The organism is Nocardioides koreensis (genome assembly GCF_039531775.1).
In the GTDB taxonomy this organism is placed as follows: Bacteria; Actinomycetota; Actinomycetes; order Propionibacteriales; family Nocardioidaceae; genus Nocardioides; species Nocardioides koreensis.
In genome coordinates, this window is the sequence record NZ_BAAAQR010000011.1 from 124220 (window position 1) to 143288 (window position 19069).

The 19069-nt window shown below is 71.7% G+C and carries 21 protein-coding genes; 10 read left to right on the forward strand and 11 right to left on the reverse strand.

Annotation, left to right across the window (positions count from 1 at the left end; all coding sequences use genetic code 11):
* Positions 1-176: 176 nt before the first annotated feature.
* The gene (locus ABD268_RS16980; RefSeq protein ID WP_344154890.1) at positions 177-488 is read left to right on the forward strand and encodes an antibiotic biosynthesis monooxygenase; all 312 of its coding nucleotides are present in this window, start codon (positions 177-179) and stop codon (positions 486-488) included.
* Positions 489-538: 50 nt separating this feature from the next.
* On the opposite strand, the gene ABD268_RS16985 is transcribed toward ABD268_RS16980, so the two are convergent.
* From ABD268_RS16985 to ABD268_RS17005, 5 genes are all read right to left on the reverse strand, one after another.
* Positions 539-2128: a catalase gene (locus ABD268_RS16985; RefSeq protein WP_344154893.1), complete on the reverse strand. Its 1590-nt coding sequence runs from the start codon at positions 2126-2128 to the stop codon at positions 539-541.
* 153 nt (positions 2129-2281) lie between these two features.
* Positions 2282-3229, reverse strand: coding sequence for an ABC transporter ATP-binding protein (locus ABD268_RS16990; protein ID WP_344154896.1), 948 nt, complete (start codon positions 3227-3229; stop codon positions 2282-2284).
* Between the two features lies 1 nt (position 3230).
* Positions 3231-4040, reverse strand: a complete 810-nt coding sequence (locus ABD268_RS16995) for an ABC transporter permease (RefSeq protein ID WP_344154899.1) — start codon at positions 4038-4040, stop codon at positions 3231-3233.
* Positions 4033-4842 carry an ABC transporter permease gene (locus tag ABD268_RS17000; protein WP_344154902.1) on the reverse strand — a complete coding sequence of 270 codons (810 nt, stop codon included), beginning with the start codon at positions 4840-4842 and terminating at the stop codon, positions 4033-4035. The genes ABD268_RS16995 and ABD268_RS17000 overlap by 8 nt, the downstream gene beginning before the upstream one ends.
* A complete protein-coding gene (locus ABD268_RS17005; protein ID WP_344154905.1) occupies positions 4842-5360 on the reverse strand; it encodes a CAP domain-containing protein in 519 nt (172 codons plus the stop codon). The genes ABD268_RS17000 and ABD268_RS17005 overlap by 1 nt, the downstream gene beginning before the upstream one ends.
* A gap of 219 nt (positions 5361-5579) precedes the next feature.
* Between ABD268_RS17005 and ABD268_RS17010 the strand changes: the two genes are divergently transcribed.
* From ABD268_RS17010 to ABD268_RS17030, 5 genes are all read left to right on the forward strand, one after another.
* The gene (locus ABD268_RS17010; protein WP_344154908.1) at positions 5580-6716 is read left to right on the forward strand and encodes a hypothetical protein; all 1137 of its coding nucleotides are present in this window, start codon (positions 5580-5582) and stop codon (positions 6714-6716) included.
* Positions 6697-7347 (forward strand): class F sortase, encoded by a 651-nt coding sequence (locus ABD268_RS17015; RefSeq protein ID WP_344154911.1) that lies wholly within the window; start codon positions 6697-6699, stop codon positions 7345-7347. The genes ABD268_RS17010 and ABD268_RS17015 overlap by 20 nt, the downstream gene beginning before the upstream one ends.
* A gap of 68 nt (positions 7348-7415) precedes the next feature.
* On the forward strand, positions 7416-8498 hold the full coding sequence (locus ABD268_RS17020; RefSeq protein ID WP_344154914.1) for an LLM class flavin-dependent oxidoreductase: 1083 nt from the start codon (positions 7416-7418) through the stop codon (positions 8496-8498).
* Positions 8495-9118, forward strand: coding sequence for an FMN reductase (locus ABD268_RS17025; protein ID WP_344154917.1), 624 nt, complete (start codon positions 8495-8497; stop codon positions 9116-9118). Before ABD268_RS17020 ends, ABD268_RS17025 begins: the two co-directional genes overlap by 4 nt.
* A 21-nt stretch (positions 9119-9139) precedes the next feature.
* Positions 9140-11695 carry an ATP-binding protein gene (locus ABD268_RS17030; RefSeq protein ID WP_344154920.1) on the forward strand — a complete coding sequence of 852 codons (2556 nt, stop codon included), beginning with the start codon at positions 9140-9142 and terminating at the stop codon, positions 11693-11695.
* A gap of 4 nt (positions 11696-11699) precedes the next feature.
* On the opposite strand, the gene ABD268_RS17035 is transcribed toward ABD268_RS17030, so the two are convergent.
* The gene (locus tag ABD268_RS17035; RefSeq protein ID WP_344154922.1) at positions 11700-12227 is read right to left on the reverse strand and encodes a YbhB/YbcL family Raf kinase inhibitor-like protein; all 528 of its coding nucleotides are present in this window, start codon (positions 12225-12227) and stop codon (positions 11700-11702) included.
* Between the two features lie 100 nt (positions 12228-12327).
* Here ABD268_RS17035 and cobA point away from each other — a divergent pair, with 100 nt between their 5' ends.
* Complete coding sequence (gene cobA, locus ABD268_RS17040) at positions 12328-13551, forward strand: uroporphyrinogen-III C-methyltransferase (RefSeq protein WP_344154924.1); 1224 nt, start codon at positions 12328-12330, stop codon at positions 13549-13551.
* Positions 13551-14366: a TrmH family RNA methyltransferase gene (locus ABD268_RS17045; RefSeq protein WP_344154926.1), complete on the forward strand. Its 816-nt coding sequence runs from the start codon at positions 13551-13553 to the stop codon at positions 14364-14366. The genes cobA and ABD268_RS17045 overlap by 1 nt, the downstream gene beginning before the upstream one ends.
* A 33-nt stretch (positions 14367-14399) precedes the next feature.
* Here the strand turns inward: ABD268_RS17045 and ABD268_RS17050 are convergent, their stop codons facing one another.
* The gene (locus tag ABD268_RS17050) at positions 14400-15152 is read right to left on the reverse strand and encodes a hypothetical protein (protein WP_344154928.1); all 753 of its coding nucleotides are present in this window, start codon (positions 15150-15152) and stop codon (positions 14400-14402) included.
* A 22-nt stretch (positions 15153-15174) separates the two neighbouring features.
* Here ABD268_RS17050 and ABD268_RS17055 point away from each other — a divergent pair, with 22 nt between their 5' ends.
* A complete protein-coding gene (locus ABD268_RS17055; RefSeq protein ID WP_344154931.1) occupies positions 15175-15789 on the forward strand; it encodes a hypothetical protein in 615 nt (204 codons plus the stop codon).
* Here ABD268_RS17055 and ABD268_RS17060 read toward each other — a convergent pair.
* Entirely contained in the window at positions 15786-16319 is a 534-nt protein-coding gene (locus tag ABD268_RS17060) for a GNAT family N-acetyltransferase (protein ID WP_344154934.1), read from the reverse strand. The genes ABD268_RS17055 and ABD268_RS17060 overlap by 4 nt on opposite strands.
* Positions 16316-16651, reverse strand: a complete 336-nt coding sequence (locus ABD268_RS17065; protein ID WP_344154937.1) for a hypothetical protein — start codon at positions 16649-16651, stop codon at positions 16316-16318. The genes ABD268_RS17060 and ABD268_RS17065 overlap by 4 nt, the downstream gene beginning before the upstream one ends.
* 123 nt (positions 16652-16774) lie before the next feature.
* Here ABD268_RS17065 and ABD268_RS17070 point away from each other — a divergent pair, with 123 nt between their 5' ends.
* Positions 16775-17821 carry a S66 family peptidase gene (locus ABD268_RS17070; RefSeq protein WP_344154940.1) on the forward strand — a complete coding sequence of 349 codons (1047 nt, stop codon included), beginning with the start codon at positions 16775-16777 and terminating at the stop codon, positions 17819-17821.
* Between the two features lie 21 nt (positions 17822-17842).
* Here the strand turns inward: ABD268_RS17070 and ABD268_RS17075 are convergent, their stop codons facing one another.
* Positions 17843-18412, reverse strand: coding sequence for a dihydrofolate reductase family protein (locus ABD268_RS17075; RefSeq protein WP_344154943.1), 570 nt, complete (start codon positions 18410-18412; stop codon positions 17843-17845).
* A gap of 25 nt (positions 18413-18437) precedes the next feature.
* Positions 18438-19022, reverse strand: coding sequence for a peptide deformylase (gene def / locus ABD268_RS17080; protein ID WP_344154946.1), 585 nt, complete (start codon positions 19020-19022; stop codon positions 18438-18440).
* Positions 19023-19069: the final 47 nt, after the last annotated feature.

Below are 19069 nucleotides of genomic sequence, written 5' to 3' on the forward strand. Positions count from 1 at the left end.
GAGCCTTCTGCTGGCGGTGGGAGTGTCGGCTTGGCAATGATGGCCGCGCGACCACCTTGTTCTGACCAGCGATGGGCGGCAGCGATGCCGCCCGGACATGGGCTGTCCGATCGGGCCATTGCAGCGGCCACCCCGTGCGAGAACACTCGGCTCCAGGTCACGAAGGGAGGACCCCCATGTGGGCCCAGCTGAGCACCGTCCGTGTGGAGGAAGGCAAGGTCGACGCTGTCGGCGAGGCAGTGGAACGGCTGCGGGCCTTCGAGCAGCCCGACTCCGGACTTCTCCGCACGATCGTCATGCAGGACCAGAAGGACCCTGCCCGCATGCTGGTGCTGGTCGTCTTCGAGAGCGAGGAGAAGGCCCGGGCCCGTGAGCACGACCCTCGGCGCCAGGAAGGCGTCCAGGAGCTGCGGGCCAGTCTGGCCGAGGTCCTCGCATCCGCGCCCGAGTACACCGACCTGGACGTCATCGCGGATCTCGTGCCCTAGGCCAGCGGTGGGCGACCGGCCCGAGCCTCCTCATGGTGCGAGCCCGGAGCTCACCCGGCGTGGGTGTTCTGCTCCACGATCGGGGTGCCCGCGTCGGCCCTGGCGTCGCCCGGCTTGGCGCCGGGGGCACCGAGGTCCGCGCCGCTGCGCACGAGCTCCTCGATCTTCTTGCCGCACTCGGCGTCGACGTGGTGCCAGTACTGGAACGCGCGCTCGAGCACGTCGCCCTCCACGCCGCCGAGCAGGTGCCCGGCCACGGTCTTGACGAAGGCCTCGCGCTGCTCGTCGTCCCAGACCTCGCGGACCAGGGTGCCGGCCTGCGAGAAGTCGTCGTCGTCGGCCCGCAGCGTGTAGGCCTGCCGGACCATCGCGCCGTCGGTCTCCCAGCCGTCGGTGACCTCACCGACCTCGTCGGCGTAGCCGCGCCCGAAGGAGTTCGGGGCGTAGACCGGGTCGTCCGATCGGTGCTCGTAGGCCATCGGCCCGTCCTGGGTGTAGCTGTTGATCTCGACCTTGGGACGGTTGACCGGCAGCTGGAGGTAGTTCGGGCCGATCCGGTAGCGGTGCGTGTCGGAGTAGGCGAAGGCCCGGCCGAGCAGCATCTTGTCGGGGGAGAAGCCGATCCCCGGGACGAGCGCGCTGGGCTCGAAGGCCGCCTGCTCGACCTGGGCGAAGAAGTTCTCCGGGTTGCGGTTCAGGGTCATCGTGCCGACCTTGATCAGCGGGTAGTCGCTGTGCGGCCAGATCTTGGTCAGGTCGAACGGGTTGATCCGGTAGGTCCGGGCGTCCTCGTAGGGCATCGCCTGGATCGACAGCGTCCAGCTCGGGAACTCCTCGCGGGCGATGGCGTCGTACAGGTCGCGACGGTGGAAGTCGGCGTCCTCGCCGGCGATGCGGGTGGCGTCCGCGTCGGTCAGGCCCTCGACGCCCTGGTTGCTGTGGAAGTGGTACTTGATCCAGTGCTTCTCGCCGGCCTCGTTGATCCACAGGTAGGTGTGCGAGCCGTAGCCGTTCATGTGACGGAAGGTCTTCGGGATGCCGCGGTCACCCATCAGGTAGGTCACCTGGTGGGCCGACTCCGGGTTGAGGCTCCAGAAGTCCCACTGCATGTTGTTGTCGCGCAGGCCCGAGCCGCCGCGGCGCTTCTGGCTGCGGATGAAGTGCGGGAACTTCATGGTGTCGCGGACGAAGAAGATCGGGGTGTTGTTGCCGACGAGGTCGTAGTTGCCCTCGGTCGTGTAGAACTTCAGCGCGAAGCCGCGCGGGTCCCGCCAGGTGTCCGGTGACCCCTGCTCGCCCGCGACCGTGGAGAAGCGCGCCAGCATCTCGGTCGTGACGCCCTTCTGGAACAGCGCCGCCTTGGTGTACCTCGACACGTCCTCGGTGGTCTCGAGCTCACCGAACGCGCCCGAGCCCTTGGCGTGCACGTTGCGCTCGGGGATGCGCTCGCGGTTGAAGTGCGCCATCTGGCTCAGGAAGTGCACGTCGTGGAGCAGGATCGGCCCGTCCGGGCCGAGCGTCAGCGAGTTGCGGTCGCTGGGCGCCGGAGCACCCGTGTCGGTGGTCGATCCCAGGTGCGCCTCCTGTGACGGGGCGGTGGCGATCGAGCCGGGTCCGTGGGGCTGGGGCAGTTCAGGCATCGTCTCTCCTTGCGATGGGGGCTGCTCGGGATGGTCGTGCCCCGGCGGGCGGCACACATGCCACACCGGGGTCAGCTCGAGCGCTTCCTCGACCCTGCCGCGGGTTCTGGAACGAGTCAAGAAAACCCGGTGGCTCGCTGCCGGCCGGATCCGCTACCGCGAGTAGAGCTCGCGGATGACGTCCTCGATGTCCGGCTCCTGGATCGAGAGGTCGGCCACGTCGTACGTCGCCGCCACGGCCGCCACCAGCGGGGCTGCGCTGGCGTCGGTCGGAAAGGACAGCCACTGGCGGGGCCCCTCGACACGCCGGATCACCGCGCCCGCTACCACGATCGGCGCTGCCTCGTCGACCAGGTCCACGACCAGGGTGCGCATCGACCCGCCGTGCCGGTGCAGGTCGGCGAGGTCACCGTCGAAGACCGCCGTGCCGCGGTCGATCACGATCACCCGCCGGCACAGCGCCTCGATGTCCTGCAGGTCGTGGGTGGTCAGCAGCAGCGTCGTGCCCCGCTCGGCGTTGAGCGTGCGCAGGAAGTCGCGCAGCCGGCCCTTGCTCACCACGTCGAGGCCGATGGTGGGCTCGTCGAGGTAGAGGATCTCGGGGTCGTGGAGCAGCGCCGCCACGATGTCGCCCCGCATCCGCTGGCCGAGGCTCAGCTGGCGGACCGGGGTGTCGAGCAGGTCGCCGAGCGAGAGCAGCTCGACGTACTCCTCGAGGTTGGTGCGGTAGCGATCGGGCGGGATCCGGTAGATCTTCTGCAGCAGCTCGAAGGAGTCGCGCAGCGGCAGGTCCCACCAGAGCGTGGTCCGCTGGCCGAAGACGACGCCGATCCGCCGGGCCAGCTCGGTACGCCGGCGGCTCGGCTCGAGGCCGGCGACCTGCAGGTGGCCGCCGGTGGGCACGAGGATGCCGGTGAGCATCTTGATCGTCGTCGACTTCCCGGCACCGTTCGGGCCGATGTAGCCGACCATCTCGCCGGCGCCGACCTGGAAGGTCAGGTCCTGGACGGCCCGCACCTCGGTACGTGTGCGCGCGAAGCGACCGTTCCGGCGGCGCACCACGAACGTTCGCTCGAGGTCCTTGACGTCGATGAGGGACATCTCAGCTCCCGGTGGAGGTGTAGTGGCGGACGCCCGCGCGCCAGACGACCGCGCTCAGGACCACGAGCAGTGCCGCGGGGACGGGGGCCGCGAACTGCAGCCACTGTGGCAGCCCGAACGGGTCGGGTCGGCCGAGGAGGTAGAGGCATGGGTACCAGTTCACGAAGGCGAGCGGGAGCACGAACGTCAGCGACTTCACCAGCTCTCGGGGGAACACGCTGAGCGGGTACTGGGTGACGGTGTTGCCGCCGTACGTGAACGCGTTCGCGAACTCGCTGGCGTCGGCGGTCCAGAACTGCACGCACGAGAAGATCACGAACAGGCAGAAGAAGATCACCGAGCCCGCCACGACCATCTCGAGCGCGACCAGCACCCGCGCCGGCGTCCACTCCACGAACCAGCCCGCCCAGGCGAAGACAACCAGGGCCTGCACGATGCGGGAGACGCGCCGCAGCTGGAACTGGTCGGCGCAGACCTGGACCAGGAGCCGGACAGGACGCACCATCATCGTGTCGAGGGTGCCCATCCGGACGTGCGCGCCGATCCGCTCGACGCTGCCGATGAGCAGGTCGGCGATCCCGATCCCGATTCCGCTCGCGCCGTACAGCAGGCCGATCTCGGTGAGCGTGAAGCCACCGAGGGAGTCGATCGTGTGGAACATCAGCCACAGCCCCACGAAGTCGAGGGCGGTGGTGAGCCCGCCGCCGACCGTCATGACCCAGAAGGACACTGGGTACGCCAGCGACGCCCGGATCCACATTGCCGCGATGGAGCGGTAGTCGGTCACCGCGCCCCCGAGCTGCTCAGCCACCCTGAACCACCACCTTGCGCGTCGCAGCGCTCAGCACCAGCTGGCAGCAGCCGAGCAGGACGACCGCCCAGAAGACCTGGAGCCCGAGCCCGCCGACCAGGGCCCAGCCGGTGCGGTGGCCGAGCCAGATGTCGGCGGGGGTCTGGAGGTACGACGCCCACGGCAGCGCGAGCGCCACCGCCTTGAGGGCGCCCGGGAAGATCACGAGGGGCAGGACCATCCCGCTCCAGAAGAGGGCCAGCACGCCGCTGAGCACGCGGGGACCCTGGGCGTCGAGCAGCCAGAACGCCGTCGACGCGAACAGGAACCGCATCGCGAAGCTGACCACGACGGCCAGCAGGATGCTGACCAGGACGCCCAGTGACGCGACGACCGATCCGGGCCAGCGGATGTCGAAGAGGATCCAGCCCACCACCGTCGGCGCCAGGCCACGGGTCAGCAGGTGGTAGGCCGCCCGGCCCAGGTCCCCGGCGAGGTACCAACCGAGCAGGTTGACCGGCCGATAGAGGTCCACCGCGACGTCCCCCGACCGGATCCGGTCGGCCAGGTCGTCGGTGGTGCCGCCGCCCCAGAGCGCGACGGTCATGAGCAGGGCCTGGCCGATCCAGACGTAGGTCACGGCGTCGGTGGCGTCGTACCCGCCGGCGTCGGGTCGCTGGGACCACAGTGCGAGGTAGGCGTAGGAGTAGATGATCCCGAACACCGAGTTGGTGAAGATGCCCGCCAGGGTCGCGCCGGTGTAGGTGGAGTACCGACGGAACGCCCGGGTCGCGACGGCCAGGTGCAGCGCCGGCGACGGCACTAGTTGAAGTCGCCGAAGTTCAGCACCGCGTAGACCTGGCCCCCGCCGAGACGGACCCCGACACCGGCGCGGTTGGCCCGCGGCTTCATGATCACCGCGCGGTGCTCGGGGGAGTGCATCCAGGCCTTGACCGCGCTCGCGGGGGTCAGGGCCGTCCCGCGCACCAGGGTCTCGCCGACCCACGTGAGGTCGCACCGCCGCAGGATCTTGCGCTGGTTGCGGTGCACGAACTCACCGGTCTCGGCGAGGTGCCTGGCCCAGCGCTCGGAGAAGCCGTCGACGCAGCTGTTGAAGTAGCGCACCGGCTTGAGGCCGGCCTTCTTCCGTCGTTTGTTGATCTGGACGACGATCCGGTTCTCGAACTCCGTCAGGTGGGTGAGCGGGTCGAGCGAGAGGTTCGGCGCAGGGACCTTCCAGATCTTCGCCGAGGCGGGTGCGGTCGTGGCCGTCAGGAGGCCGGCGAGCAGGACGGCCATGGTGGCGACCAGCGTCGCCAGACGGGACAGGGGACGGGACAAGGCGGGGGACCTTTCCGAGAGCCCTTGTGGTCTAGACCACAAGGGGGTGTGACGGTGTCGTGGCTCACAAACCAGTGACTGTCACAAGTTTTTCTCGTTGGCCGGTTTGTGTCATCCAGGTCCGGGGCACTCCCGGACCAGCACGACTGTCTCGGGGACGTGCCGTTTGGTCAACTGACAGCGCCGGTTCGCGCCGGCTGAATTTGGGGGAACCTCAGCATGCTTCGAGCACTGAACGTCCGACGATCCGTCGCTCTCACCGCCGCACTGGTGGTCACCAGCTGGGGCGGCGTGGCCCTCCCGGCCGGCGCCGAGGCAGGCAACGGAAACCACGGCAACAGCACCAGCCAGGCCCACGCCCCGGGCAAGCGCCAGGACAAGTCCGGCCATCAGCACAAGACCAAGGGCAAGGGCGGGAAGGGCCAGGGCGGCAGCCACGGGAATTCCGGTGGCAGCTCGGACCACGACAACGCCGGATCCCATGGCAACGCCGGCGGGAACAACGGCAACGGCAGCTCCGGCAGCTCCGGCAGCAACGGCAACTCCGGCAGCCACGGCAGCTCCGGCGAGCACGGCGACCCGGCCGGCAACAACGGCACGGTGAAGATCGCCCCGCTCGGCGAGATGGACTCCATCCCCAACAACACCCCGCACGTGGGCTGCTCCTTCGAGATCGAGTGGTACGGCTACGACGAGGGGGACGACGTCGTCTCGACGGTGTCCTTCGCGATGCAGGCCCCCACCAAGGACGTCGGGCTCACGGTCGACGGCCCCGGCTCGGTCTTCGTCGGTGGCGACCCCGCCACCGGTGCGGGCACCGACACCGGGCTCGACGGCCGCGAGACCTACACCCTCTCCTTCACCGGCGACCCGCACCCGAAGCAGGGCTACCACGTGAAGCTGACAGTCGCGACGCCGCGCTCGAAGGGCAACGACACCAAGACCAAGGTCTTCTGGGTCCAGTCGTGCGAGAGCGGTTCGGACACCGGTGACGACACGGGCGACGACACCGGAGACGACAACGGCACCGGGACCAGCACCGACACCGAGACGCCCGGGACGTCCACCGAGACCGAGACCGACAGCGACAGCGCTACCGCCGGTGACGACACCGAGGTGCTGGGCACCCAGGCGTCGACCGGCCCGAACAGCAACAACACCGAGGTCTCCCCGGCCCAGGCCCAGGGTGGCAACGGGTCCGTCCCGACCGCTGTGGACGCCGGCGAGAACGGCCACTCCGCCTTCGGTGACTTCGTCCGCTCCCCGTGGCCGCTGCTGCTGGTGGGCCTCGGTGCCCTGCTGACCGTGACCACCTTCGTCACGCGCCGCCGCCACGGTGTCGACGGCCAGGAGTGAGACGACCGGCCGCGGCCGCCGCTCCTGGGCGGTGGCCGCGGTCGGTGTCGTGCTCGTCGCCGGAGGCCTGCTGGGCTGGTTCCTGCAGGCTCCCGGCGCGGGCGTCACCGGGCACGCGCCGACATCGCGGCCCTCCAGCCCGACGGTGGCCTCGGTCCCGGCCGAGGCCACCCGGGCCGCCTGGGTCCCCGGTGCTCCGCGACGCGTGCTGATCCCGGCCCTCCACGTCGCGGCTCCGGTGCTGCCGGTCAAGGCCCCGGGTGGGACCCTGGTCCCGCCCAGCGACCCGCAGCAGCTGGGCTGGTGGGCCGGCGGCGCCCGTCCCGGTGCGGCGCGCGGCAGCGCCCTGGTCACCGGGCACACAGTGCACACCGGTGGCGGGGCGCTCGACGACCTGGAGACCCTGCGCCGCGGTGACACCGTCACCGTGCGCACGGACCGCGGCCGGATCAGGTACGCCGTCACGAAGGTCGCCGTCTACGGCAAGGGGGCGGTGGCCGACCACGCCGAGCGGCTCTTCAGCCAGGACGTGCCCGGACGCCTGGTCCTGGTCACCTGCGAGGACTGGGACGGGCAGGGCTACCTGAGCAACGTGGTGGTCGTCGCCGAGCCGGTGGCCGCGCCGGAATAGCGCGGGGCCCGGCGGGGTTGCCATGATCAGTTGCTGATTCAACCAACGCCCACCGGTCAGGAGTCTCCATGCAGCTCGGCATCTTCACCGTCGGGGACGTCACGACGGACCCCACGACGGGACGCACGCCGACCGAGCACGAGCGGATCAAGAACACCGTTTCGATCGCGAGGAAGGCCGAGGAGGTGGGTCTCGACGTCGTCGCCGTGGGCCAGCACCACAACCCGCCGTTCGTCGCCTCCTCGCCGACGACCACGATGGCCTACATCGCCGCGCAGACCGAGCGGATCATCCTCTCGACGTCGACGACGCTGATCACGACCACCGACCCGGTGCGCATCGCGGAGGACTACGCCACGCTGCAGCACCTCGTCGAGGGCCGGATGGACCTGATGCTCGGCCGCGGCAACACGGGCCCGGTCTACCCATGGTTCGGCAAGGACATCCGCGAGGGCATCAACCTCGCGATCGAGAACTACGCCCTGCTGCACCGGCTCTGGCGCGAGGACGTCGTCGACTGGCAGGGCCGCTTCCGCACGCCGCTCCAGGGCTTCACCTCGACGCCCCGGCCGCTGGACGGCGTACCACCGTTCGTCTGGCACGGCTCGATCCGCAGCCCCGAGATCGCCGAGCAGGCCGCCTACTACGGCGACGGATTCTTCTCGAACCACATCTTCTGGCCGGCATCGCACACCAAGCAGATGGTCGGGCTCTACCGGCGCCGGTTCGAGCACTACGGCCACGGCAGCGCCGATCAGGCCGTCGTCGGGCTCGGCGGTCAGGTGTTCATGCGGCACAACAGCCAGGACGCCGTGCGCGAGTTCCGGCCCTACTTCGACAACGCGCCGGTCTACGGCCACGGCCCGTCGCTGGAGGAGTTCACGTCGCAGACGCCGCTCACCGTCGGGTCACCCCAGCAGGTCATCGAGCGCACCCTCGGGTTCCGCGAGTACGTCGGCGACTACCAGCGGCAGCTCTTCCTGATGGACCACGCCGGCCTGCCGCTGAAGACCGTGCTCGAGCAGCTCGACCTGCTCGGCGAGGAGGTCGTGCCGGTGCTGCGCCGCGAGTTCGCCGCCCTCAAGCCGGCACACGTGCCGGACGCCCCCACCCACGAGGGCCGACGCTCCTCACCCGCGGTGACGGCATGACCCGGCTGGTCGTCGTCAGCGCCGGCCTCGGCGTACCCTCCACCACCAGGCTGCTGGCCGACCGGCTGGCGTCCGCGACCGCGGAGGCCCTCGGCGAGGTCGACGTCGAGCACATCGAGCTGCGACAGCTGGCCCACCAGCTGACGGATCGTCTGCTCACCGGCTTCGCCGGCGAGGAGCTGGCCGAGGCCATCGAGTCGGTACGACGGGCCGCCGGGCTGGTCGTGGTCACCCCGGTGTTCTCCGCGAGCTACTCCGGGCTGTTCAAGACGTTCTTCGACGTGCTCGACGCCGACCTGCTGGACGGCAAGCCCGTGCTCGTCGCGGCGACGGCGGGCACCCCCCGGCACTCGCTGGTGCTCGATCACGCCCTCCGGCCGCTGTTCAGCCACCTCCACGCGGTCGTGGTCCCGACGGGCGTCTTCGCCGCGAGCGAGGACTTCGGCGATGCCCACGAGGGAGCCCTGTCCGGCCGCATCGACCGGGCCGCCGGTGAGCTGGCCGCCCTGATGGGCAAGGTCGACTCCACGGCCCGCCGTCGCCGGACGGTGGCCGACGAGTTCGCCGAGCCCACGCCCTTCGAGGAGCTGCTCCGGCGGGCGTCGGGGGTTGCTGGCTGACCTCCCGGACGCGGATGCTGGGTGAGTGCCGTCGACAGGACCACGATGATCCGGCCGCCCGACCACCGGGTGCGTGTCTTCGTCTCGTCCACGTTGGCCGAGCTCGCTGCCGAGAGGGCGGCGGTGCGCCGGGCGGTCCAGGGGCTCCGGCTCTCCCCGGTGATGTTCGAGCAGGGAGCGCGACCGCACCCTCCGCGTGAGCTCTACCGCGCCTACCTCAGGCAGAGCGACGTCTTCGTGGGGGTCTACTGGGAGCGGTACGGGTGGGTGGCACCGGGCGAGGACGTCTCGGGGCTGGAGGACGAGTACCGCCTCGCCGCGGAGCTGCCCCAGCTGCTCTACGTCAAGCATCCGGCACCCGCCAGGGAGCCCGCCCTCGCCCGGTTGCTGGACCACGTCCGGGCCACGGACCGCGCGTCCTACCGCCGGTTCGGCGGCATCGAGGAGCTGGAGGAGCTGGTGGCCGAGGACCTGGCTGCGCTGCTGAGCGAGCACTTCAGCTCCGTCCAGCAGGCGGTGGTCGACCCGGTGGCCCCTGTCCCGGTGCCGTTGACGCCCACGTTCGGTCGCGAGGACGACATCGAGCGCGCCGTGCGCGAGCTGGGGGACGGCGCCCGGCTCGTCACGATCACCGGCCTCGGCGGCGTGGGGAAGACCCGGCTCGCGCTCGAGGTGGCCAGGGTCGTCGGCAGCCGGACGGACGTGGACGTGCACTTCGTCTCGTTGGCGGCGGTCACCTCCCCGCAGTGGGTGATGCCCACGGTCGCCGACCGGCTCCGGGCGCACGACACCGACCGGCTCGGCGCGGTCGGCGCCCTCGAGGAGCTGCTGCGGAGTCGTCAGACCCTGCTCGTCCTGGACAACCTCGAGCAGCTGGTGCCGGCGGGCCCCGACCTGGTCAGGTTGCTCGAGCAGGTGCCGACACTCCAGGTCCTCGCCACGAGCCGGCAGGCGCTGCGAGTGCGCGCCGAGCGGGAGGTGCCGTTGGCGCCGCTGGCCCTCCCCGTGGGCGGAGCCACCGCTGCGCAGGCCGCAGCCTCGCCCGCGGTTCGGCTCTACCTTGATCGCAGCGCGGCCCTCGGTTCGGGCAGTGCCACCCCGGGACGCGTGGTTGCCGAGCTCTGCCAGCGCCTGGGCGGGCTCCCGCTCGCGATCGAGCTGGCCGCCGCGGGGGCACGGGTTGCCGGCGCCGCCGGGCTCCTGGCCCGGGTCGAGGGTGCGCTCGACCTCGCGTCGACCGCCGAGGACGTCCCGGACCGGCAACGCAGTCTCCGGGCGACCCTCGACTGGAGCCACGAGCTCCTCGACGAACGGGAGCGCGCGGTCTTCGCCCGGCTCGGCGTCTTCGGAGGCGGCGGGACCCTGGAGGCGGTGGAGACCGTGTGCGGCGACGACGCACGAGATGTGCAGCAGGCGCTCGCCGGCCTGCTCGACAAGAGCCTGATCGGGGTCCGGCACCCACCGGACGGCTCGGCACCCCGGGTGGAGCTGCTCGACCCGGTCCGGACCTACGCGCGCGAACGGCTCTGTGCCGAGGGGGAGGAGGCACCGACGTTGCTGCGGCACCTCGACCACCATCTCGGGCTGGCCCGGCAGGCGCAGCCGTTCCTGTGCGGCCCCTACCAGCGCGAGTGGGCAGCCCGGGTGGACGAGGAGCGGGCCAACCTCCGGACCGCCGTGGACACGGGACTGGTCCATGGCCGAGCGGGCGACGTGCTCGAGCTGGTGTGGGACACGCTCGTCTACTTCTACCTCCGCGACTCGGTGGCAGAGTGCCGCGGCTGGGTCGACCGGCTGGAGGGGCACCGTGCGAGCCTGCAGCCGCTCGACACCGCGGTGCTGGACCTGTGCCGCGTGATCGTCGGGCTGCCCGGCGACGGCCGTATCACGGCTGAGGTCCTCCGGAACGCGGCGGAGTCGTTCGCTGCGGCGTCGCGACCGCTCGAACGGGCGGTGAGCCTGCACCACCTGGGACTGCACCACCTCGCACGGGACGACGCCTCCCGTGCCCTCGCCGTGCTCGAGGAGGCCGCCGCCGGCTACGAGGCCATCGATCACGACTGGGGGTCGGCCAACGTGGCGCTGACCCTGGGCTCCTTGGCCGTGGTCCAGGGAGACCTGCACGAGGCCGACCGCCAGTTCCGCAGCGCGCTGGAGCATGCTCGCCGGATCGGCAACCAGCCGCTGACCGCCCTCGGGCTGCAGGGGCTGGCCCTGGTGCTCGCCGTGGCCGGCGACCACGCGGCGTCCCGGTCACGTCTGGGCGAGGCCGTCCGCCTGGTGGTCGACTGCCGGTCGCTCACCGGGGCCAGCTACTGCCTGGAGGTCCTGGCCGTCGACACTGCCGGGCGCGGGGACCTGGCGGCAGCGGCCGGACTCGTCGCCCTGGCCCGCGCGGTCCGGCAGCGTCTCGCGGTCCCCGAGTGGACAGCGGCCGCCGCGGCGCTGGACGCCGTCACGTCGGGCGTGGGGCTCCCCCCGGCGTCGGACGGCGAGCCCGACGACGGCCTGGACCCGTTCTCGGTCCTGACCAGCGAGCTGGGTGAGGAGGCGGCTCGGGCCGCCGCCCTCCCGTGAGGCGTCAGTGCTGGTAGGTCCCCTGGATGATCGCGCGGCCGGCCGTCTTGAACGCCAGGTTGAACGACACCACGGCCGGGGAGGCGTCGGAGTCGACGCCGAGCGAGTCCTCGGTCACCGCGTGCACGACGAAGAAGTAGCGGTGGACCTGGTCGGCCTGGGGCGGTGCCGCTCCCGTGAAGGCCTTGGACCCGCCGTCGTTGCGGCACATGAAGGCCTTGCCCGGCAGGGAGGCGCCCTCGGCTCCGGCCCCGGTGTCGAGCGAGGTGCAGTCGGCGGGGAGGTCGACGAGGACCCAGTGCCAGAAGCCGCTCGGCGTGGGGGCGTCGGGGTCGAAGCAGGTGACGGTGAAGCTCTTGGTGCCCGCGGGGACGTTCGACCACGACAGCTGGGGCGAGGTGTCGCCCTTGGCGGCGACCTGGTCGTCCTTGAGCGGCGCTCCGTCGGTGACGTCGTCGCTGGTCACCGTGAAGGACGGCACCTGGGGGAGCAGGTCATAGGGGTTGGGGTGCACCGGACGCTCGAGGCTCATGTGTCTCCTTCGCCTAGCTGAGATGACGGATCGTCCCCAACCTAGTCCGGTGGGTGAACCGGGGCCACGACGTCGGGGCCGGTCGCCGGAAGATGGGGCGGTGGACGACTTCCCGCCGTACCCCTCCGGACTCCGGCTCGCCGGGCGACCCGTCGTGGTCGTCGGCGGCGGGCACGTGGCGCAACGGCGGGTGCCCGCACTGCTGGCGGTCGGGGCGGTCGTCACGGTGGTCTCGCCCGAGGTCACGCCGGCCCTCGAGGGGCTGGTCGGTGCCGGCGAGGTGACCTGGGTCGAGCGCGGCTTCGAGGAGCCGGACCTCGACGGTGCGTGGTACGCCATCGCGGCCACCGACGACCACGACGCGAACGAGCGCGTGAGCGCCGCGGCCGAGGAGCGGCGGATCTTCTGCGTGCGCGCCGACGACGCCACCCGGGCCACTGCGTGGACACCGGCCGTGGGGCGGCACGCCGGTGTCACGGTGGCGGTGCTGGGCAACCGCGAGCCGCGACGTTCCGCGGCGGTGCGCGACGAGATCCTGGAGGGACTGCGCGAGGGCACGATCGTCGCGCGGCACCAGCGCGACCGGCAGGCGGGCGTGGTCCTGGTGGGCGGCGGCCCCGGCCACCCGGACCTGATGTCGGTCGCCGGCCGCAAGGCCCTGATGGAGGCCGACGTGGTGGTGGCGGACCGGCTGGCGCCACGCGAGCTGCTCGGTGAGCTGCCCAGCGACGTGGAGCTGATCGACGTGGCCAAGCTGCCCCGCGGCCGCTCGGCGCAGCAGGAGGAGATCAACCGGGTCATCGTCGAGCGGGCCCTCGAGGGCAAGCTCGTCGTGCGCTTCAAGGGTGGCGACAACTTCGTCTTCGGGCGGGGCTACGAGGAGGTCCTCGCCTGTCGCGAGGCGGGCGTCCCGGTGACGGTCATCCCCGGCCTCACCAGCCCCGTCGCGGTCCCCGCGGTCGCCGGCATCCCGGTGACCCATCGCGGGGTGGCGCACGAGTTCACCGTCATCTCCGGGCACCTGCCACCGGGGCATCCCGAGTCCCTGGTGAACTGGGCCGCGGTCGCCGGCATGTCGGGCACGGTCGTCCTGATGATGGCGGTGCACAACGCCCCGGCGATCGCCGAGGCGCTGATGGACGGCGGGCGGACGGGCTCGACGCCGGTGGCCGTGGTCTGCGACGGGACGATGCCGGGCGAGCGCACGGTGCTCTCCACGCTCGGGTCCCTGGCGAAGGACATCGAGGCCGAGCAGGTGAAGGCACCGGCCATCATCGTGGTCGGGGGCGTCGTCGCGGTCGCCCATCCGCAACACTTCTCCTGATGGCCACCCTGCTCGAGATCACCGACCCCGCCGATCCCCGCCTCGCCGACTACCGCGACCTGCGCGACGTACAGCTCCGCAAGGCGCTGGAGACCACCCACGGGCTGTTCCTCGCCGAGGGCGAGAAGGTCGTGCGCCGGGCGGTCGAGGGCGGGTTCACACCGCGCTCGTTCCTGATGGCGCCCCGCTGGCTCGATGGTCTGGGGGACGTGCTGGAGACCACCGACGCGCCGTGCTACGTGCTGTCCGAGGCGCTGGCCGAGGAGGTGACCGGCTTCCACGTCCACCGGGGTGCGCTCGCCTCGCTGGAGCGCCGCCCGCTGCCCTCGCTGGACTCGGTGCTCGAGGGAGCGCGGTCGGTGCTCGTGCTCGAGGACGTCGTGGACCACACGAACGTCGGCGCGATCTTCCGCTCCGGCGCCGCCCTCGGCTTCGACGCAGTGCTGCTGGCGCCGCGCTGCGCCGACCCCCTCTACCGGCGCTCGATCAAGGTGGCGATGGGCGCGGTGTTCACGGTTCCCTACACGAGGTTCGAGGGCTGGTACGACGCCCTGCCGTCGCTGTCGGCGCTCGGGTTCACCACGGTGGCGCTCACCCTGGCGCCCGACTCGACGCCGATCGAGGAGGCCGTCGCCGGGCTGGACAAGGTGGCCCTGGTGCTCGGCTCCGAGGGCCACGGTCTCTCGGAGCGGTGGGAGCGCTCCGCCGACCGGCGCGCGATCATCCCCATGCAGGACGGGGTCGACTCGCTCAACGTCGGGGCGGCCGCCGCCGTCGCGTGCTACGTGACGGCGCACCGGGCCGTCGTCGCGTGACCGGGGGATTCCCCGGACCGCGGGCGTAGAACGTCAGAAGAGCTCGGCGAGGTCCTGGCCCAGCGCCACGAACGAGAGCGCGGGGATCGCGAAGAAGGCCGAGCGGACCGCCAGCGTCGCCACGGTCGACGCCCTGATCGGCGCCAGCAGCAGCCGGTGCAGCGCCAGCAGGACGGCGAGCACGACCGTCAACGGCAGCAGCAGGGGGAGGACGGGCAGGACCAGCCCGACGAGCACCACCGGCAGCACCCATCGTGCGTGACCGCGCGACGTCCAGGAGCCCGGGCGACTCACCGCGTCGGTGACGGCAGCCAGCGCCACTCCGGACCCGAACGGGAGCGCGAGGAACAGCGCGACCGCGAACCAGAGCGGCCCGGTCCGGGTGAAGTCGACGCCGTCGTCGTGGAGCAGCAGCGCGCCGCCCAGCGCCGCCGCGGTCACCCCGACCGTGAGGTAGCGGAACCAGCGCCGTCCGATGAGCCAGGGCGCCACCGCGACGTACGCGACCGCGCCGATGAGCCCGACGCTCGCGCCGACGAGCATCAGGTTGTAGGTGCCCGCGAGCGTGGTGCGGCCGATCTCGAAGCCGTCATCGCTGGTCACGCCGACCACGTCGCCGGGCGAGGTCAGGCGGAGGAGCAGCATCGCCAGCCGGCCGCCCAGCCCGATGACGAGGATCCCCACCGCCACCCCCGCGACGACGACGATCCGCAGCAGCTCGAGCAGCTCCCGGCCGTACGTCGGAGCGCTGCCCGGCTGCCGGGCGTGTACGGGGACATCTGTCATGGCCTGAGCATAGGTTCGGTTCATGGCCGATGACTGGGAGACAGAAGACGCCGACTCGCCCTACCACCGCACCCTGCCGATCGGGGCGCGGCTCTCGGGGGCTCCGCTCGCGGACGACGCGATGTCGTGCTTCGACGCGGTCACCCTCAAGCCGCTGGAGCCGATGCGGGTGCCCGAGAAGCCGCGGGCCGGGGAGCTGGACCCGTCGGAGTGCAGCCACTGCCGGCCCTCGGAGTTCACGATCTGGCGTGACGACCTCTGGCACGTCAACGCCGGCTGGACGCGGATGGGCATCCCGTTCATCGGTGGCATGGCGCCGGAGCGGCACTGCCGGCTGGAGGACGCCCCCGCCGAGGTGATGGAGTCACTGGGGCCGCTGATGCAGCGGCTGAGCGCGGCGGTGAAATCGATCCCCGGGGTGGCGCGCACCCACTTCTCCCGATGGGGTGACGGCTCGGAGCACTTCCACCTGTGGGCGCTGGCCCGGCCGGCCGGGATGATGCAGGGCCGCGGCGCGATGCTGGCGTTCTGGGAGGACGTGCTGCCGGCGATGCCGGAGGAGATGAAGCACGAGCACCTGGAGATCGTGGCCGAGCAGCTGGCCGCCGGCGGGGGAGAGGCGTTCCCGCACCGCTAGACCACGGCGAGCTCGTAGATGAGCTCGAGCCCGTCCTCCTCGTCCCACTGCTCGCCGTTCTCGACGAACGGGAACTGTCCGATCAGCCCGAGCGATGCGGTGTTCGTGGGGGAGACGGTGGCGCGCAGCGTCCGGACGTCCGGGTCGGCCTGCGCGCGGGCGATCATGGCCTCCAGCGCGGCGCGGGCGTAGCCCCGCCGGCGGTACGCCGGGTCCACGGCGTACCCGACCTCCACCAGGCCGTCGGGGTCGGGCGCTGCGTGGAAGCCGGCCTTGCCCACCGCGTGCCGGTCGTGCTCGTCCCAGAGCACGCCGGTGACCCAGGGGGCGTCGGCCGGGGTCTCGACGACCTGACGCGCGCGTCGTCGCCAGGTGCCGACACAGTCCGGGCCGGCAAGCCACTCCGTCAGCTCGAGCGGTGTGGTCTCGAGGGCTCGAGCCAGGTCGCCGTCGCCGAGCGCGGCCAGCGTCGCCGCCTCGAGCTGGATGATGCGGACTGTCAGGGTGGAGGACTCAGGAGCGCGGGTCACCCGAGCAGTCTGCGGCGCCTGCGGAACGGGTTGCGACTGCTTTTCGTGGCGTCGCCAGCCTTGTCCGCCGCCTTCGCGGCCGCGTCGGGAACGGCGTCCTTGGCCTTGCGCCCCTTCTTGCGGGCGTTCTTGTCCATGGTCTTCACCGGGTGTGCCACCGCCGGCGGCAGCATCAGCTGGACGCTCGTGGTGAACATCCGCCGCGCCTGCCCCAGCAGCGGGAGCCCGATGGGCAGCAGGATCACGGTGATGCACAGGACGACGGCGACCAGCCCCAGCACCGCGGCCAGGATCCAGAGCAGCCCTCCGAGCAGACCTCGCAGCAATCTCATGGTGGGTACCTCCCTCACCGGACCCTTACCCGGAAACGCTCGGCTCCACGCTCCACGAACGATCCGCTGCGACAGTGGTCGAATTCGCACGACTTCGGCGGTCCCGCGCGGTTGACTCCTCCCATGCAGCCGCTCGTCTCTCCCGCCAAGGCCGCCCCCGGCGACAGGGTGGCGGTGCTCTCACCCTCGTTCGCCGCCCCGGGCGTCGCACCCGAGGTGCACGAGCAAGCCCTGAAGCGTCTCGAGGAGGTGACCGGCCTCGTGCCGGTCGAGTACCCCACCACCCGTCGGCTGGGGGCCTCGGCCCGGGACCGCGCGGCCGACCTCAACGCCGCCTTCGCCGACCCCGGGATCCGGGCCGTGCTGGCGACGATCGGCGGCGAGGACCAGATCACCGTCGTCCCACACCTCGACGGCGAGCTCGTCCGGGCCGACCCCAAGCCGTTCCTGGGCTACAGCGACAACACCAACCTGCTCAACTGGCTGTGGGGACACGGAGTCGCAGGCTTCCACGGCGGCTCCACGCAGGTGCACCTGGGACCCGGACCCGCTGTCGACGAGGTGCACGCGAGGTCGCTGCGTGCCGCCCTGCTGACCGGGGAGCGCCTGGAGATCACCGAGCCCGGGGAGTCGGAGGACTTCGGCCGGGACTGGAAGGACCCCGCAGCGCTGACCCAGCACGGCGACCGCGAACCGACCGAACCGTGGAGCTGGGCCGGTCCGGAGCGGTCGGTCACCGGCCGCACCTGGGGCGGCTGCATCGAGGTCGTGCAGTGGATCCTGACGGCCGGCCGCTTCCCGTCCGAGCCGGAGGTCCTGCAGGGCGGGGTCCTGCTCCTCGAGACCTCGGAGGACCTCATTCCCGCCAGCGAGTTCGGCTGGATCCTGCGGTCACTCGGCGAGCGGGGGCTGCTGACGGCGGTGGACGCCGTCCTGGTGGCGCGCCCGCCGACCTCGAGCTCCGACGCGAGGCCGAGCGCCGGGGAGCGGGCCGCACGCCGGGCCGAGCAGCGCGACCTGGCGATCGAGCTGGTCGGCCGCTACAACCCCGAGGCCGTCGTGGTCGTGGGCGTTCCGTTCGGTCACACCCGCCCGCAGTGGATCCTTCCGTACGGAGGAGCGATCACCGTCGACGGCGCGGCGCAGCGGGTCTGGGCGGACTACTCCTGACGCCGGTGCCGACCGGTCGCGTCACGCAGCGGACGGTCGGGCGTAGTGCAGGAGCACGACGCCGTTCCCGAACGTCCGGGTCTCGACGAGCTCCAGGTCGCGCCGCAGGTCGGCGCCGGGGAACAGCCGCCGTCCCCGACCGATCAGCACCGGGTGCACGTAGAGCCGGAGCTCGTCCACGAGGTCGAGCGCGAGGAACGACGCAGCCAGGTCGGCGCCGCCCAGCGCCAGGTCGCCGCCCGGCTCCGCGCACATCGCGCGGATCTCGTCGACCGACACCGAGCGGGCGATCGTCGTGTTCCAGCCTGCCGACGAGAGCGTGCGGGAGAAGACGACCTTGGGCATCTCGCGCCAGATCCGCGCGAACTCGGCGACGGGCGCAGGGGCGGAAGGGTCGGCGTCGGCGGACGGCCAGAAGTCCGCCATCAGCTCGTAGGTCCGGCGCCCGTCGAGGAAGGCGCCCATGTCCGCGAGCGTCTCGTTGAAGTGCCCGTGCAGCTCGTCGTCGACCCGGTGCCAGTCGAGCTCCCGGTCCGGCCCCTCGAAGAAGCCGTCGACCGAGACGGACATGAACAGGACGACCTTTCCCATGTCCGCACGATAGGCCGAAGTGAGGTCAGGCGGGCCAGGACTCCGGGTAGTCGTCGACGGCCTTGTCGTGCTGCTTCTGCAGCTTCTTGCGCTGCTTGGTCGGGAGCCGGTCCCCGAACACCGTGCCGAGGGTGTGGTCGGTCTCGTGCTGCAGGCAGCGGGCCAGCAGCCCGTCGCCCGAGAACTCGACCGGCTCCCCGGCCAGTCCGGTGCCGCGCACGGTGGCGAAGTCCGGCCGGGCGCACTCCACGAACGCCCCCGGGTAGGACAGGCAGCCCTCGTCCCCGTCGTCCAGCCGGCGGTCGCGCCCCTCGGGCAGGGTCAGGACGGGGTTGCACACCACGCCGACAGTGCGCTCGCCCGACTCGTCGGGGCAGTCGAAGACGAAGACCGCGAGGTCGACCCCGACCTGGCAGGCCGCCAGCCCGACACCGTCGGCGGCGTACATCGTGGCGACCATGTCGGCGACCAGCGTCCGCAGCTCCTCGTCGTACGACGTGACCGCTGCCTGCGGGCGGTGCATCACCGGCGTGCCCCAGCGGGTCATCGGGCGGACCGTGCCGCCCTCCGGGAGTGGTCCGTACGGTGCGTGCTCGGGCGCGTCAGGCATGGGCGGGAGCCTAGCGAAGGCCGGCATGTGACCCGGCACACCACCAC

Excerpts from the sequence above, each read along its gene's own strand:
- ABD268_RS16980 (WP_344154890.1), top strand. The coding sequence starts at position 177 with ATGTGGGCCCAGCTGAGCACCGTCCGTGTGGAGGAAGGCAAGGTCGAC.
- ABD268_RS16985 (WP_344154893.1), bottom strand. The coding sequence starts at position 2,128 with ATGCCTGAACTGCCCCAGCCCCACGGACCCGGCTCGATCGCCACCGCC.
- ABD268_RS16990 (WP_344154896.1), bottom strand. The coding sequence starts at position 3,229 with ATGTCCCTCATCGACGTCAAGGACCTCGAGCGAACGTTCGTGGTGCGC.
- ABD268_RS17010 (WP_344154908.1), top strand. The coding sequence starts at position 5,580 with ATGCTTCGAGCACTGAACGTCCGACGATCCGTCGCTCTCACCGCCGCA.
- ABD268_RS17020 (WP_344154914.1), top strand. The coding sequence starts at position 7,416 with ATGCAGCTCGGCATCTTCACCGTCGGGGACGTCACGACGGACCCCACG.
- ABD268_RS17025 (WP_344154917.1), top strand. The coding sequence starts at position 8,495 with ATGACCCGGCTGGTCGTCGTCAGCGCCGGCCTCGGCGTACCCTCCACC.
- ABD268_RS17035 (WP_344154922.1), bottom strand. The coding sequence starts at position 12,227 with ATGAGCCTCGAGCGTCCGGTGCACCCCAACCCCTATGACCTGCTCCCC.
- ABD268_RS17045 (WP_344154926.1), top strand. The coding sequence starts at position 13,551 with ATGGCCACCCTGCTCGAGATCACCGACCCCGCCGATCCCCGCCTCGCC.
- ABD268_RS17050 (WP_344154928.1), bottom strand. The coding sequence starts at position 15,152 with ATGACAGATGTCCCCGTACACGCCCGGCAGCCGGGCAGCGCTCCGACG.
- ABD268_RS17055 (WP_344154931.1), top strand. The coding sequence starts at position 15,175 with ATGGCCGATGACTGGGAGACAGAAGACGCCGACTCGCCCTACCACCGC.
- ABD268_RS17065 (WP_344154937.1), bottom strand. The coding sequence starts at position 16,651 with ATGAGATTGCTGCGAGGTCTGCTCGGAGGGCTGCTCTGGATCCTGGCC.
- ABD268_RS17070 (WP_344154940.1), top strand. The coding sequence starts at position 16,775 with ATGCAGCCGCTCGTCTCTCCCGCCAAGGCCGCCCCCGGCGACAGGGTG.
- ABD268_RS17075 (WP_344154943.1), bottom strand. The coding sequence starts at position 18,412 with ATGGGAAAGGTCGTCCTGTTCATGTCCGTCTCGGTCGACGGCTTCTTC.
- def (WP_344154946.1), bottom strand. The coding sequence starts at position 19,022 with ATGCCTGACGCGCCCGAGCACGCACCGTACGGACCACTCCCGGAGGGC.